General features: G+C 46.2%; 14 protein-coding genes. 10 read left to right on the top strand and 4 right to left on the bottom strand.

Features of this window, described 5'->3' with window-relative positions:
* The gene (locus ACZND6_RS01290) at positions 1-843 is read right to left on the bottom strand and encodes a formate/nitrite transporter family protein (protein WP_293738307.1); all 843 of its coding nucleotides are present in this window, start codon (positions 841-843) and stop codon (positions 1-3) included.
* A 158-nt stretch (positions 844-1,001) separates the two neighbouring features.
* On the opposite strand from ACZND6_RS01290, the gene ACZND6_RS01295 reads away from it, so the two are divergent.
* The 4 genes from ACZND6_RS01295 (at position 1,002) to ACZND6_RS01310 (ending at position 3,780) form a co-directional block, all read left to right on the top strand.
* A complete protein-coding gene (locus ACZND6_RS01295; RefSeq protein ID WP_293738308.1) occupies positions 1,002-1,487 on the top strand; it encodes a hypothetical protein in 486 nt (161 codons plus the stop codon).
* A gap of 20 nt (positions 1,488-1,507) precedes the next feature.
* Entirely contained in the window at positions 1,508-2,482 is a 975-nt protein-coding gene (locus ACZND6_RS01300) for a homoserine kinase (protein ID WP_293738309.1), read from the top strand.
* 45 nt (positions 2,483-2,527) lie between these two features.
* Complete coding sequence (locus tag ACZND6_RS01305; RefSeq protein ID WP_293738310.1) at positions 2,528-3,274, top strand: BPSS1780 family membrane protein; 747 nt, start codon at positions 2,528-2,530, stop codon at positions 3,272-3,274.
* An 89-nt stretch (positions 3,275-3,363) separates the two neighbouring features.
* Complete coding sequence (locus ACZND6_RS01310; RefSeq protein WP_293738311.1) at positions 3,364-3,780, top strand: META domain-containing protein; 417 nt, start codon at positions 3,364-3,366, stop codon at positions 3,778-3,780.
* Positions 3,781-3,844: 64 nt separating this feature from the next.
* Here the strand turns inward: ACZND6_RS01310 and polA are convergent, their stop codons facing one another.
* Complete coding sequence (polA, locus tag ACZND6_RS01315; RefSeq protein WP_489524310.1) at positions 3,845-6,655, bottom strand: DNA polymerase I; 2,811 nt, start codon at positions 6,653-6,655, stop codon at positions 3,845-3,847.
* A 535-nt stretch (positions 6,656-7,190) separates the two neighbouring features.
* On the opposite strand from polA, the gene ACZND6_RS01320 reads away from it, so the two are divergent.
* From ACZND6_RS01320 to ACZND6_RS01340, 5 genes are all read left to right on the top strand, one after another.
* The gene (locus tag ACZND6_RS01320) at positions 7,191-7,553 is read left to right on the top strand and encodes an H-NS histone family protein (protein WP_008811854.1); all 363 of its coding nucleotides are present in this window, start codon (positions 7,191-7,193) and stop codon (positions 7,551-7,553) included.
* Positions 7,554-8,195: 642 nt separating this feature from the next.
* Positions 8,196-9,410, top strand: a complete 1,215-nt coding sequence (locus tag ACZND6_RS01325) for a M20 metallopeptidase family protein (protein ID WP_418805347.1) — start codon at positions 8,196-8,198, stop codon at positions 9,408-9,410.
* A 111-nt stretch (positions 9,411-9,521) separates the two neighbouring features.
* Positions 9,522-10,133, top strand: coding sequence for an IS607 family transposase (locus ACZND6_RS01330; RefSeq protein WP_021868375.1), 612 nt, complete (start codon positions 9,522-9,524; stop codon positions 10,131-10,133).
* Positions 10,134-10,341: 208 nt separating this feature from the next.
* The gene (locus ACZND6_RS01335; protein WP_302972350.1) at positions 10,342-11,088 is read left to right on the top strand and encodes a hypothetical protein; all 747 of its coding nucleotides are present in this window, start codon (positions 10,342-10,344) and stop codon (positions 11,086-11,088) included.
* A complete protein-coding gene (locus ACZND6_RS01340; protein ID WP_489524311.1) occupies positions 11,085-11,771 on the top strand; it encodes a zinc ribbon domain-containing protein in 687 nt (228 codons plus the stop codon). Before ACZND6_RS01335 ends, ACZND6_RS01340 begins: the two co-directional genes overlap by 4 nt.
* Positions 11,772-11,989: 218 nt before the next feature.
* On the opposite strand, the gene ACZND6_RS01345 is transcribed toward ACZND6_RS01340, so the two are convergent.
* Entirely contained in the window at positions 11,990-12,175 is a 186-nt protein-coding gene (locus ACZND6_RS01345) for a hypothetical protein (protein ID WP_155166104.1), read from the bottom strand.
* A gap of 427 nt (positions 12,176-12,602) precedes the next feature.
* On the opposite strand from ACZND6_RS01345, the gene ACZND6_RS01350 reads away from it, so the two are divergent.
* Positions 12,603-13,826, top strand: coding sequence for a Fic family protein (locus ACZND6_RS01350; RefSeq protein ID WP_278383723.1), 1,224 nt, complete (start codon positions 12,603-12,605; stop codon positions 13,824-13,826).
* Between the two features lie 15 nt (positions 13,827-13,841).
* Here the strand turns inward: ACZND6_RS01350 and panD are convergent, their stop codons facing one another.
* Positions 13,842-14,228: an aspartate 1-decarboxylase gene (gene panD / locus ACZND6_RS01355; RefSeq protein ID WP_021868379.1), complete on the bottom strand. Its 387-nt coding sequence runs from the start codon at positions 14,226-14,228 to the stop codon at positions 13,842-13,844.
* Between the last annotated feature and the right edge of the window lie 148 nt (positions 14,229-14,376).

Genomic DNA, 14,376 nt, shown 5'->3' on the forward strand with positions numbered 1-14,376 from the left:
TTAAGCCTTTTTGATATTGGCGGCAAGGTAAAGCATTCCAACCAAAACTGAACCGCCGATAATATTTCCTATCGTCACCGGAACCAGATTGCCCGCAACAAATGAATAAAAATCAGCTTTAAGTGCCGCAGCCTTCCCAGCTTCCGCTAAAGCGATGTAACGAGGATCAGTTCCAGTCAGGAGTCCGAGCGGGATAAAGAACATATTGGCAATGCAGTGCTCCATACCCAAGGCAACGAAAGCCATGGTCGGAAACCAAAGTGCGGCAATCTTTCCGATTGTTTCCGTTGAGGCGGCTGCAGCAAATACAGCTAAGCAAACCAGCCAGTTGCACCCGATTCCGCGAAGAAGCGCCTCTGTAAAACCTAATGAGCATTTAGCGTTAGCCAAATTCACGACGGCCGCTGCCCAAGGCATCGTCCCGCCGACACTCTCAAAAATCAGCCCCGAAAGATACGCAATAAAGAAAGCGACAAAAAGCGCTCCCGCAAAATTACCGAGCCAGGATGTCGCTAATGTAAAGACCGTCTGGCCGAAGGTAATCTTTTGTTTGGCTTGGGCTGTCGTCAGCGTCATGCAGCTGCCGGTAAACAAATCCGCACCGCAAAGCACCACGAGCATCAGTCCGAGCGGGAACACAGCGCCGAAAATCAGCTTAGACATTCCGCCCCACTGCTCCCAAGGCAGTGCAAGCCCGATGCGAATTGCCAGGAAACCGCCGATCGCAATATACATACCCGCAAGCAGTGTGTTCGCTGCTCGGGCAATCCAGCATTGATTGGCTTTGGAGACACCCATGCTCACGGTGGCATTCAGGATTTCTTGTGAAGTAAGTGTGGCCATAATCTATGGAAAAAAAGAGGTCGGAAATTGAGCAAAATTCTAAGTGAAAAATTTCGCCTTTTTGAAAAAGCGAACTGACTAAAAAGAGGATTTCAGTCGATCCTTTCTTATAATTTCCCGTACACTTATATCAAGTATGTTTCATTAAGAAAATAATTATGAAAAAATTTCAATTGGCTGCTGTCATCGCTGCTGCCGGCATGGTGATCGGATCAGCTTATGCGGCTAGTCTCGACGCACCGGTTCCCCCTTCTTTCAACGATGCTCCTGACAACATTCAGAGACCGTCAAAGAGCGGTGAAACGATTGAGGAAAAAGTCACGAACTTAAACCAGAAAAACCAGGATATTGTTAATTCCAAAGCCGGTAAAAAAGACACCAAGGCTGAGGAAGCTCAGTCTAAGAAAGACCTAAAAGCCGCCCAAAAACGCTCTAAAGACCCTTCCTTGTGGCCGAAGACTAAAATTGAAGAAACGGTGGACAACCACAATCAGGTCACTGAAGTGAAAGTCACTCCCATGTCCACTCAGGTTCCTTACGTCATGACTCGTGAGGCGCCGAGCAACAAGACGGGCGGAAGCGGCCCCGGCACCGGAAGCGATAACACGATGAGCGTTCCCAAATTCATTAACTTCGGATTCTAATCAGAGCATCAAAACACAAAATGGCCGTATTTACTGAGATTTCTAAGGCTCAGCTCGGTGAACTATTGTCTCATTACGACATCGGGCAGGCTCAATCCTTAAAAGGCATAGCCAGCGGTATTGAAAACAGTAACTTTTACTTAGACACCGATAAAGGTAAGTACGTTCTTACGATTTTCGAACGTCTGAACAAAGATCAGCTTCCGTACTATCTTGAACTGACCAGTCATCTCGGTAAAAAATGCCTTGCAGTAAGTTACCCCATTCCGCGCAAAGATGGCGGCTTGCTTTCCGAAATCAACGGCAAGCCATGCTCCATTGCTCCCTGCCTCAGCGGAACTTACGTAGAAAAACCTTCTGCCAAGGCTTGCCGTGAAATGGGAGAGATGCTTGCCAAGATGCATAACGCCGTTGAGGACTTTCCGCTTTCGCAGGAAAACACCAAAGGCTCGGCATTTTGGCTCTCTTCCATGCCTCTGCTTAAACCTTACATTCCCGAGCGTCTCTATCAGATGCTCGAAAAGGAAGTAAATCATCAGCTTGAACTTCAAAGGTCTCCTGAGTACCAAGCTTTGCCCTCCGGCGCCGTACATGCCGACTTATTCCGCAATAACGCTTTGATCAGCGTTGACGGTAATGTCGAGTCTCTGGCCGGTGTCATTGACTTTTATTTTGCCTGCAATGCACCGTTCCTCTATGACCTTGCCGTCACATTAAATGACTGGACGATTGATTTAGAGACCGGAGAATTCGAACCCGATCGTGCTCAGGCTATGCTTGAGGGATACAACAGCGTCCGTCCTTTAACCGAAGAAGACCACAAGCTTTGGCAGGACATTCTCTCGGCTGCGGCCCTTCGATTTTGGGTTTCACGACTTTACGATTACTATATGCCGAGACCTGCGTCGCTTCTCACCCCGCATGATCCGGCGCATTTCGAACGTATTCTTAAACTTCGCCGCGAATCCGCGCCTGAAGATTTACCTTGGATCTAAACCTTACCTTTTATGGAAAATTATCACCTTCCTTTTAAAACGGGAATGGACTGGCTGCGAGGCGCATGTGTTGTTGTCAAACGTGCGCCCGCAACTGTTTTCGGCATTCTCGGCTGTTACGTACTGGCTTTATTCGTCGCCAACCTGCCGTCTGAACTTCTCGGCTTGTCCTGGCTCGGCGCGATCCTGAGCTCTCTGGTGACACCTTTCGGAGCCTTGGCTTTTGCCGCCTGCGGCAGAGAGCTGGCTAGAGGCTCCCGTCCGACACTCTTCTCCTGCTTCGGTGAAGGCTGGAACGACATGGAGACACGCAACAAGCTGATTTTATTGGGCCTGATTTACGGACTTTGCGTCATCGTTATCGGCTTGATCGTCAGCTTGCTCACTTCCGGAGACATCGCTCAATGGAAAAATGTCCAAGGCCAGATTGATCCGCAGAACGTGCTCAGCCATATTCCTTGGCTGGGCTTCATCGTAGGCGCCGTCCTCTACGCTATGCTGCTGGGCATCACATGCTTCTCTCCGATGCTGATTGCCTGGAAAAAACAACCCATTGGCAAAGCTTTCTTCTTTAGCCTCGTGGTTTGCTTCAGAAACATCGGTGCGATTGTCTGCCTCGGCCTGCTGCTCTTCCTGCTGGCTTCCGGCGGCGCAGTTGCCTTCGGCGCTTTAGGCGATTTAGGCCAGATCTTGGTCATCTTGTGGGCACTTTTTGTCACAGGACTTTCCTACAGCGCTCTTTATCCGATGTGGCGCTCGATTTTCGAATCCGAGGTTCCGCCGCTTCGTTAATGATTCGTTGCACATTCCAGGGCCTGCATCCGCAGGCCCTTTTGCTTCTCGATTAAGCTATCGAAAACAAAAAATCATTTGGAGTAGAAATGCGTAACTTAATTCTTTGTCTTGCTCTCGGCGCAGCCGCCTCTTCCGCCTTTGCGCTGACTAATGAAGATCTGGCTGCCAATACCTGGATGCCGCTTGAAGAACAAACAGAATCTTCCTGCGACCTTCCGGCCATGATTGATTTCCATAAGGACGGTACGCTCTCTTCCGAACCCGGCTGCAACACTATGTCCGGCCGTTACAAGATCGGTGAGGACGGGAAGATTGAATTCACCGAAATGGCAATGACGCAGAGAATGTGCGCTAAAGAGTACATGGATCAGGAAATGCGTTTCACTGCCATGATCAATGATACGCACTTCATTAAAAAAGAAGACAAACAGCTGATCCTTCTCGATGCTGACAAGAAAGAAGTCGGCCGCTTGGTTCCCGAAAAAGCCAAAGCCTGCAACTAATTGATATTTCGGCGCTTTTTGCGCCTTCATCAAAAAACGCTCGGTTGATCCCGAGCGTTTTTTGTTAATGAGCGGCTTCCCAATTGCCTCCGACGCCGACTTCCGCGATCAGCGGAACATGGAGTTCGGTCACCGAGTCCATTATCTTCGGAAGGTTTTCCTTCACCAAGTCAACTTCGTCTTCCGGCACTTCCATGATCAGTTCGTCATGAATTTGAAGAATCAATTTACTCTTGAATCCCTTCTCTTCAATCCATTTTTGAACGGCAATCATGGAGAGCTTGATCAAGTCAGCCGCCGTGCCCTGCATCGGCGCGTTAATCGCAGCTCTTTCGGCGGCGGCACGACGAGCGCCGCCCGCATGGATCTCCGGAAGCCACAATCTTCTGCCGAAAGTCGTCTCAACATAACCCTGGCGATCGGCTAAAGCTCTCGTGCTGTCCATGTATTCATGAACGCCCGGGAATCGAGCAAAGAATTTATTGATGTAATTCTTCGCCTCGTCCCTCCCGATGCCGAGATTCTTTGCTAAGCCGAACGGGCTCATGCCGTACATCAAACCGAAGTTAATGACTTTGGCAATCCGACGGTCATTCGGTGTGACTTTGTCTTTTTCCTTACCGAATACTTCCGCAGCCGTTGCTCGGTGAATATCTTCATTGTTTTTGAACGCTTCGACCAAACGCTTGTCTGCGGACAAATGCGCCATGATTCGTAATTCGATCTGAGAATAGTCAGCGCTGATCAATTTGCAGCCGGGCGCGGCTATGAAGGCTTCACGAACTTTACGGCCTTCTTCTGTTCGAATCGGAATATTTTGAAGATTCGGATTGGTAGAAGACAGACGGCCCGTGACCGCGACGGCTTGTTCGAACGTCGTATGAACTCTTCCATCCTTAGGATCAACCATCTTCGGAAGTTTTTCCGTGTAAGTCGTCACGAGTTTTGTGATAGTACGGTACTCTAGAGCGATCTTGGCCAAAGGATAATTCTGTGCGAGTTCGGAAAGAACCTCTTCGCTGGTGGAATAGTTACCGGAGACTGTCTTCTTAGGCTTAGCTCCGTCAAGCACGACACCCATCTTGTCAAACAAGATTTCGCCGAGCTGTTTCGGGCTCGATAGTTTGAATTTCTCGCCTGCCGCTTCAAAAGCCTGCTCTTCTAATTTTTGAGCTTGGGCGTTGAGCTGCACTGTTTGCTGATCTAAGAGCTTGGTATCGATAAGAACGCCGTTTTGTTCCATTTTGAAGAGAACTTCAGACAACGGCATTTCAATATCGCGATAGATTTTCTCAAGCTTCGCATCATCAGACAAAGCTTTCTTAAAGAGACGGTTTAGGCGGCTGACAATAAAGACCCTTTCAGAAGCAAAATCCGCTGCCTGTTCAACGGGAACCTTGGAGAACGAGAGCTTTTTAGCTCCCTTTCCTAGGAGTTCCTCTTCCCCTCTGAGCTCATACTTGAGCCAGTTGGCTGCAAGCTTTTCAATCGTATGGGAACGATGCGCCTCTAAAACATAGCTTTCGAGCATTACGTCATCGGAAACACCTGCAAGATTAATGCCGACATTGGCAAAGACGTGCTTCATGTACTTGCTGTCATAGCCGCATTTAATCGGTTTCTTGTGTTCAAGCACCTTTCCGAAAATCTCTTTGAAAGTTCCGAGCGTGAGGCCTTGGGCCAAAAGAACGTCGTTATCAATCGGGACGTAACTGGTCTTGCCGTCCGTGGTTCCGAAAGCGACGCCCACAGGCACGTATTCCTGCTGGGAGGAACCATCAGATAAGACATAGAATTCAAAGCCGTCTTTAGTCACTAAGTCTTCCAAGTGAAGCGCCAGCTCTTTGGCTTTAGTCTCGTCCGTAACGATTTCAAGCGTTCTTTCCACTTCGGATTCTTGTTCCTGAGAGAACAAATCAAGAGTATCGCCTTCAATCGGCGCGGCTCCGACCGCAGCTCGCTTTTGAGCTGTTGTCGATGTTTCCAACGGCTTCACTTCGCCCGGTACATCGGTCTTCTTTAATTCTTTAGCCCAGCTTCTGAATTCCAGTTTGTTGTAGTAATCCAGAAGTTCTGTACGATTCGGCGTCTTTAACTTCAGAGACTCTAAAGAAGGAACTTCGGCAGATAAATCAGCATCGGTCTTAATCGTGACGAGCTGACGGGCAATCGGCAGGAAGCCCAAAGCCGAGCGAAGATTTTCTCCGATCTTGCCTTTTACTTTTTCGGCATTTTCGATCACGCCGTCCACGGAACCGAATTCAGTGATCCATTTAGCGGCGGTCTTTTCACCGCATTTCGGAACGCCCGGAACGTTATCGATCTTGTCTCCCATCAGAGCCAGGAAATCGATGATCTTTTCCGGAGGCACTCCGAACTTCTTCTCGACGCCTTCGCTGTTTAACCAGCTGTTGTCCTTACCCATTGTGTTAACGAGAAGGACGTTGTCATTCACGAGCTGAGCAAAGTCTTTGTCACCAGTGGCAATAACAACATTGAAGCCCTCCTCAACGGCTTTTTTTGTGAGCGTTCCGATAGTGTCATCCGCTTCAATTCCAGGAACCTGAAGGAACGGAATGCCTTCTTTTTGGACACCTTCAAAAATCAAGGGAATTTGCACGGAGAGATCTTCCGGCATAGGAGGACGATTGGCTTTGTAGTCAGGATAGATTTCCGAACGGAAAGTTTTGCCTTTCGGATCCACAACGCATGCGACGTAATCCGTGGGTACGTCCTTCATGAGCACTCTGAGCATGGAGAGGAAGCCGCGAATTGCATTCGTGGGTGTTCCAGTCGATGTCGATAAAGGAGGTAGCGCGTGATAAGCACGAAAAATGAAATTTGAACCGTCAATAAGAAGAAGCGTTTTTTTCAAGATAAGGTTCCTTTTTCCCTAACTACGGATGCACTGAACACAAATTAGAAGCGTACCAAAGAGTGAGATGTTTGGTGCGAATTCATGCCGAATATGGACAATTCTTCCATTAGAAAATATCCGATTGGTTGATCCATAAGATTCGCAAATTTGGACCTTAATTCCTTCGGGCGTCTACTGCTCGATATTGCGAAGGCATAAAAACAAAATCATCTTGGCTGTGAGTTATATATTTCTCTGGAAGAAATTAGAAACGGCAGAGAAATACAATCTAAATAATTTTTAGACCAAAGATAACAGAGACTTCTCTTCTCATATTTACCTTCAAATTGAAAACTAAACCTCTGCAAACCTATATCTCTTTGTTTTCGTTCAAGTTAAAGAAGGACGTTATGAAGTCTATAAATAAGCATTTGGGGCAAATAGATTAAAAAAAATAGATTTCGATAAAAATAAATAAATTTATTTCCTTTATAATTTCTTTAGGTAGGACAATTATCTAATTTTATTTTTCTTTTTATCAACCGGTGTCCAAATGGCAACTTTAGAAGACCTGATTCGTCAAAAACAAGAATTAGAAAAAGAAATTGAAGAAGTTACTCGCCGCGAACGTATTAACGCTATTAATACTTGCCGCGAATTGATTCAAAAATTCGACCTGCAGCCCGCAGAAATCGGACTTAAGAAACTCATGCGCAAGGGCGCGATGATTCCGAAATTTATGGGACCTAAAGGCGAAACCTGGACTGGCCGCGGCCGCAAGCCTATCTGGCTTCAGCAGGCTGAACTTGAAGGCAAGAGCCTTGAAGACTTCCGTATTACTTCCCCCGTCGCAATGGAAGAAGACGAAGAAGCGCGTTTAGAAGAACTGACTCGTCCTGACAACGTAAAAGCCTAATCTCTTTTCATTGTCATCAAAACCGCAGGAAAATATTCTCTGCGGTTTTTTCTTACCGAAATGAAAGATTTTGATTCTTAAAATAGGATTATTCCGTGGTAAGGATTCTATGTTTAAACTGGATTCACTGAAGACAAATCATTCGTAATCGTTATTTATTCTTAAAAAAGACTTCTCCTTTTCCATAATTTACTACTCACATTGTGTCTCTTAGGAATCAAAAAATCCTTCCCGTAATCCTGAATTTAATCAGATTTGGGACTTATTTCCTTATCTAAAAATACCAAAAGCGCTAAATCAAATTCATTCTTGCCTAGGTTAACGGCTTGGACTTATTCTTTTGCCGCAGAAACAAATTTTTTGCAATTGTGAATTCCTACTCTCCACAATCCCTCTGCTAGTTCTTTATTTTTTCGGGCGAGAGAATACGGAAAGCTCCTCTTTTTCAGCCTGATGAATAATCACCTGAACATTGAAAAAATCTAAAAAATATTCTCTAAAAACCGTGTTCAAAATGCTTTCTCCGGCTTCCCGGGATTAGCTTTGGGTACATTTCGGAAGTGCTTGCTTAGGTGGTAATCCTCTTGATCAAACATCAATTCACGTCTATGCTCGACCCATTCCAATAGGAGGATTAAAACAATGATTGAAGCCGTTTCCAAAGATAAGTGTCTTCCGGAGATTCTTGCCCTTTTCCCGGATTTAGTTGCCCATCGCCACGATATTCATCAGCATCCCGACTGCGGCTTTGAAACTCAGAGAACCATCGGAAAAATCAAGGAATTCCTTGAAAAACACAATGTTTCTCCCAAAGACATGGATGACGCCTCTTGCCCCGGCTCTTTGTTTGTCGAAATTAAAGGCAACCTCCCCGGCAAGACCATCGGATTCCGCGCTGACATCGACGCTCTTAAGATGAAGGACAAGAGCGAAAAAGAATGGAGCTCTAAGATTGAAGGCCACGCACATGCCTGCGGCCATGACGGTCACCAGACATGGCTGATGGGCGCAGCCGCTTATATGGCTGAACACCGTGACTTCCCCGGCACACTCGTCTGCCTGTTCCAAGGCGCCGAAGAAACCGGTAAAGGCGCTGAAAGCGTCGTCAAATCCGGCTTCCTGGATAAGTACAACATTCAGGAAATGTATGCTGCCCACGACGAACCCTTCTTAAAGAAAGGCGAAGTCGGTTTCAAAGTCGGACACCTGCAGGCAGCCTCTGATTCGTTCGCTGTTAAGTTTATCGGTGCCGGCACACACGGCGGTCGCCCTCATCAAGGGATGGATCCGATTCCCGCTCTCTCCGAAATGTATCTGGCCATGCAGACAATCGTTTCCAGAAAGGTTGACCCGCTGGAAAGCGCTGTTGTTTCCGTCTGCTTTATGAATGCAGGTACGTTGGGAACTTATAACGTGCTGCCGGGCGAAGCTGTCATGGGCGGTACAGTGCGCACCTTCCTCCCCGAAGTTCGCGATTTGGTTGAAAACACCATCAAACGTATGGCAGAAGGAATTGCCTTGGCCCACAATTTGAAAGCTGAAGTCACCTACGAACGTCTTATTTCTTCTGTAAATAACGACGAGCGCCTGACCAAGGAAAGTGTTCGAATTGCCCAGGATTTGTTGGGCGAAGACAAGATCTACCCTGACTTTAAGCCCTTCATGTCCAGCGAGGACTTCTCCGTTTATCAGGAAAGAGTCCCCGGTACGATCTGCAGAATCGGTATTTCCGACGAAAACCACACCGTCCCTCTGCACAATCCGAAGTTTGATTTCAATGATGAAGTACTTGCCCTGGCCAGCACTTTATTTGTGAAGATCGCCCAAGAACGTCTGAATGCACTGAGCAAAGAGTAATCCGACTCTAATGCAAACAATCACGGCTCCATATTGAGAAATAGGGCTAATGGCTAGCCCTTGAATATCTATTCAAACTTGCACATACTCATCTTCCTTTGGAGGGTGAGTATGAGAGAAATTCACAATTTGATGACTATCGGAGAAGTCGCCGGATCATTCGGAGTTTGTGTGGCAACCGTAAGACGGTGGTGCAAAAACGGCAAGTTTTCCCGAGTTATCAGGACCATTGGAAATCAAAGGCATTTTGATCCTTATGAAGTCCATGAAATGCTTCATCCTACCGGCGGCAAAAGGATCATGGTCGGATATGCAAGAGTCTCAAGCTATGATCAGCGCTCGGATTTGACAGCCCAAGCCGAAAGACTCAGCCAATACGGATGTCAGCTGGTCATTAAGGATCTCGGAAGCGGACTCAATTGTAAAAAGCCGGGGCTAAAACGCTTATTGAAACTTCTTTTAACCAAACGCGTCGGTGCATTAGTTGTCACTCACGATGATCGACTGCTCCGATTTGGCACCGAACTGATCTATTTTATCGCTCACTTGATGGACACTCGGATTGTTATCCTTGATGAGCCGGAACAGCAGTCTTTCGAAACAGAGCTCGTCAAAGATGTTATTACCTTGATGACCGTCTTCTGCGCTCGCCTTTACGGGAAGCGATCAAGGAAAAATAAGGTAAAGGAAAATACGGGTATAAAAAACTTAAGTTTTCGGTAATATCTAATTATTACTTTATTTTTACCCCTAAATTCCCAACCTTGAGTGAACACTTGTGCGTCAGTTTGAGATGCCCAATGAAACAGATAGAGCTGCATTGGATCGGATGTGTTCGTCGTACGGATTTGTGGCATCAAAATTTCTTTTTGCCTTTCAAACGAGAGAACTTCGAAGTGAGGTAAAGGACTTTCGCGCTTTTCGAAATAGATTGGTAACTGCTCTGAGCAGGACACCTGTTGAATTTAACCAAAAACTCGCAGGCTTGCGAGCCAATGGGAAAACAGCAGAGGCAACTCTCTTGACTTTGCTCAGAGAACTCAAAGAGACTTCGGGGCCTCATCTTCAGGCGCGTCACTGGAAGCTTGCTTTGGAGGAAACATCCAAGATGGCAATGACGCATTGGAAAAGCGTCATTGCAGAATCAAAGAAGGAACTTGCAGATACGTTAAAGCGTTTTCACGATCAGGATCGTCACTACGCGTACTGGCTTCTTTGCGGCATAAACCGCCAATTTTTTGAGCTGTTAGACGGAAAGGTCCTGGTCCCGAATCCGGATGAATCTTTCGACCGCAATTATTGCCTTAGCTACGATCGCCCGCTTTCTTCGAAGACGCTCCGCTCAATTGCAGGAATTGTCAGGCGCACGGTCAATAGAGTTCGCAGAGACATCGTCTGCTATCCGAGAACAAAAGCCTTTCACAACCGCATTGACTTTGATTCAAGCTGCTATAAGGTCAGATCAACAGAAGCCGGTCAATTCCTTGAGCTCATGTCGCTGCAGCCCGGGAAAAGAATCTGCCTTCGCCTAAAAGGTAAAAGCAAAATACGAGGAACGCTCCAGCTGATACGTGATACTGCGGATACGTACTCATTAAGAGTCTACGTACCCCAACAGTGTGAAAGAAAAGAAAGATCGGTGCTGTCATCGGAATCGATCTCGGCTACACAGAGATGATGGCAACGAGTGAACAGGAACTTCTTGGAACGGATCTGGGAAAGTATTTTTCTGAGATAGCCGATAAAAGAGGAAAAAACAGTGAAGGCCGAAACCGAATGCATGCGCTCTTTCTCAACCTTCTGAAAAAGACCAGCAAGGACAATCTCGCTAAGGCAGAGCGGATTAGAAAACATAACCTCGGCAGAAAGAAGCAGCGCGCAAGGTACATCCGTGACATCGGAGTTATCAAGACCGTCGTTAACAGAGAACTAAACTTTCTATTTACTCGGAAGACAAATCCGGTCAAGGCCATTGTCGTTGAAGATTTAAGTGCTCGGATGAAGGCTCACTTTTGCAAAAAGTGGAATAGATGGCTGAGCGGCTGGATGCGAGGATACCGGATCAGATATAAAGCAAAGAAACATGGAATAGAAGTAAACGAAGTAAACCCTGCTCACAGTTCACGAGAATGCCCCCGGTGTCACTGCACGGACAAAAAGAACCGACAAGGGGATGTCTTTAAGTGCTCGTATTGCGGATACCACGAACATGCTGACTTGGTTGCTGCGTTAAACATACTCGGCCGTTTAGGTGATAAGGAGATCCGTAAAGGTATGTCTCCGTCTCGGGTGAAAGCAGTACGGTCGGCACGTCGGTTGGAAATTATTGAACGATACCGTTACCGACAGGACTTCAGATGAAGCGCGTGTTGTGGACGAATCTCCCCGTTCAGCTTCATCGAAGAGCGAACTGAGAAGTGGTGTACAGGTTTGTACAGCTTCCTGATAACGGAGCCGTAATTGTTTGGTGAAATCAGAATTTCCGCAGCCGAAAAAAACGAAACGGCGCTGAAACGGCGCCTGCGCAAGAACCGCAGAACTGGTCTGCGGTGTTCGTTCCGAAGTTTTCAAACAGTGAGTTAATGTGCTGTTTGATGGAAAAGATCATTCAGTTCCGGATGATCTTTTAAATCCAATTTTCCACGCGTCTGATAACGCTGAAAGCCCAACATAAAGAGGCAGCGTCTGCGGCTGCAGCTCAAAGAGACGGATGTCTGATGGGGCGTAAACTTGGGGCAACGATGCTTGGCTCCGATTCTGTTCACAATGATCTCCTAAATCACGTGCAAATCATAAACACTTCAAAATTGAAAATACGACCGGCAGAAGCAGAAATCTTTTCTAATTATGTCACTTTCATGACACTTCAAAAATAATCAAGTAGTTAGGAAAATCCTTAAGAATGCAACTAATTTTTTTTTGATTTGACAATACGCAGTTATCTTGCGAGACAAGCCAAGAATTCAAAAATTTCTTCCTCAGGATTAACGAGTACAAGCAGTGCGGGTGATTGAAATATTGATCATTCGAGAAAGTCCACGCTAAATATTCCTCATAAGTCCAAGAACTTAAGGCTTTCGGGCATTTATTTGTCCTTTACGCATGTGGACGCTGTGAACGCTCTTCGCTAGAATAGCGAAAATATTATCGTTGTTAACCCTGACAAAAACAAAAAAGGACTGATCGACCGAAATGCATTTTCAAGAGATAAGGCGTGCCGCCGCTCAAGGTACTATCAGCCTGCCTCCTCCCATGGATTCCGAAGGACTGGAAGACTTGGCTGTTTTGAAGTCATGTTTGAAAGTCATTAGAGAACTCTCAGAGTTCCGCTATGCCTTTGCTAAAGATGCAATGGCTGAGACTTTTGCGCCTTTAATGGCTTCTGTAGAAGCCAAAAACGAATTAGAACGACAGGGTTTAAAAGTCTCTTTGAAGGATTATTTCTTGTCTTTGATCCTTAAAGATTTAGAAAATCCGGACATTGTCATCATCGATAACTACATCAATGCTCTGTTCAATAGTGCCGATGCTGCAGCCAACGGCCCAATAACAGTTCAAACCGTTGTAAACGTTGCCAACAGCTTCCCACAGGACGGCATTAACTGGCGGCAAAATCCTCAAACCGATGAGGAACAGATCCTTCTTCAGCCGGATACCTTCCCGGACAGCAAAGCCGTCCAGATTGAATTGGCCAGATGGGAGAAATATTCCAAAGAACTAAGGGACTTGGATCCTTTGGTTCATGCCCTTCTTACGAATCTTTACTTTATGGCGATCTCTCCTTTGAATCGTCATAACGGAAGAGTGACTCAGATCCTTCTGCAGCTCTCCTTAATGGGGCAGAACATCAATTCGCCTGCTCCCTGCCTGATGCTCGGTCGCGCCTTGATGACCAATGCGCACTTCGGCATCGAAGAACGTTTATACGGTTTGAGAACCCGGCAATGGTCTCCGTATCTTCAGTACATGCTGAAGACATTATCCAAAGCAATTCTGCTTTCCGGTGATCTTTTGTCTTCGTTACAGCGTTTATACGCTCAGGCAGAGGCCTACCTGAAGATGATCGGTTTAGCCTCTCATGCTGCATTCCTGCCGGTGATTTTCAAGCATCCGGCTTGCCGTACGGGTGAGTTTTCCAGCATCTTTACAACAAGGCGCCAGGTTGCGAGCCACATTCTGAATGACTTGGCCCGCGCCGGAATCTTAGAAAGAGTTGAAGACGGAAGAGACCGCGTGTTCTACCACACGAGATTAATAGAACTGCTCGAAAGCGAAAACTATAGTTTCTCGCCTCTTCCTGCCTCTATTGATCCCTTCGTTCCTTTATATCAAAAAGGAACGCCGGGCCGAACAAAACGAGAGCCGCTTCCGACACGCGAGGAAACGCTCCCGAAATTCTCCGTTACCGGCGATTAATTCAATTCGAAATTTTTAGCGAATTTCTCCGTGGACTTCCTGATGCTCCACGGAGGTTACTGCGTTCGTCTCTGGATCAACAAAAACCACGGTCGGTTTATGTACTTTCAATTCGTCTCGAGTCATTTGAGCGTAGCTCATGATAATGACCAAATCGCCTTCAGAAACTAAACGAGCAGCCGCTCCGTTTAAACAAATAATACCTGAGCCAGGTTTTCCCGAGATAGCATAAGTGGTTAATCTATTTCCGTTATTAATATCAACGACATCAACTTGTTCGTATTCATTAATACCTGATTGCCTTAAAAGTTCTTCATCAATCGTGATAGAACCAACGTAATTTAAATCTGCCTGAATTACTTTTGCACGATGAATCTTGCTCTTGAGTATCGTTAATAGCATCTATTACATCCCTAAATCTTTCAAAAAGTAAATAAATTATAGTCCTTAGACATGGTCAGAAACATCATTATCAGTAAAAAAATATCCGTCAGAAAAGATGATAGGATATTGTTCGCTATATCTACATGTTATGTATTAATAATAATTA

It is taken from the genome of Parasutterella sp., assembly GCF_057870745.1.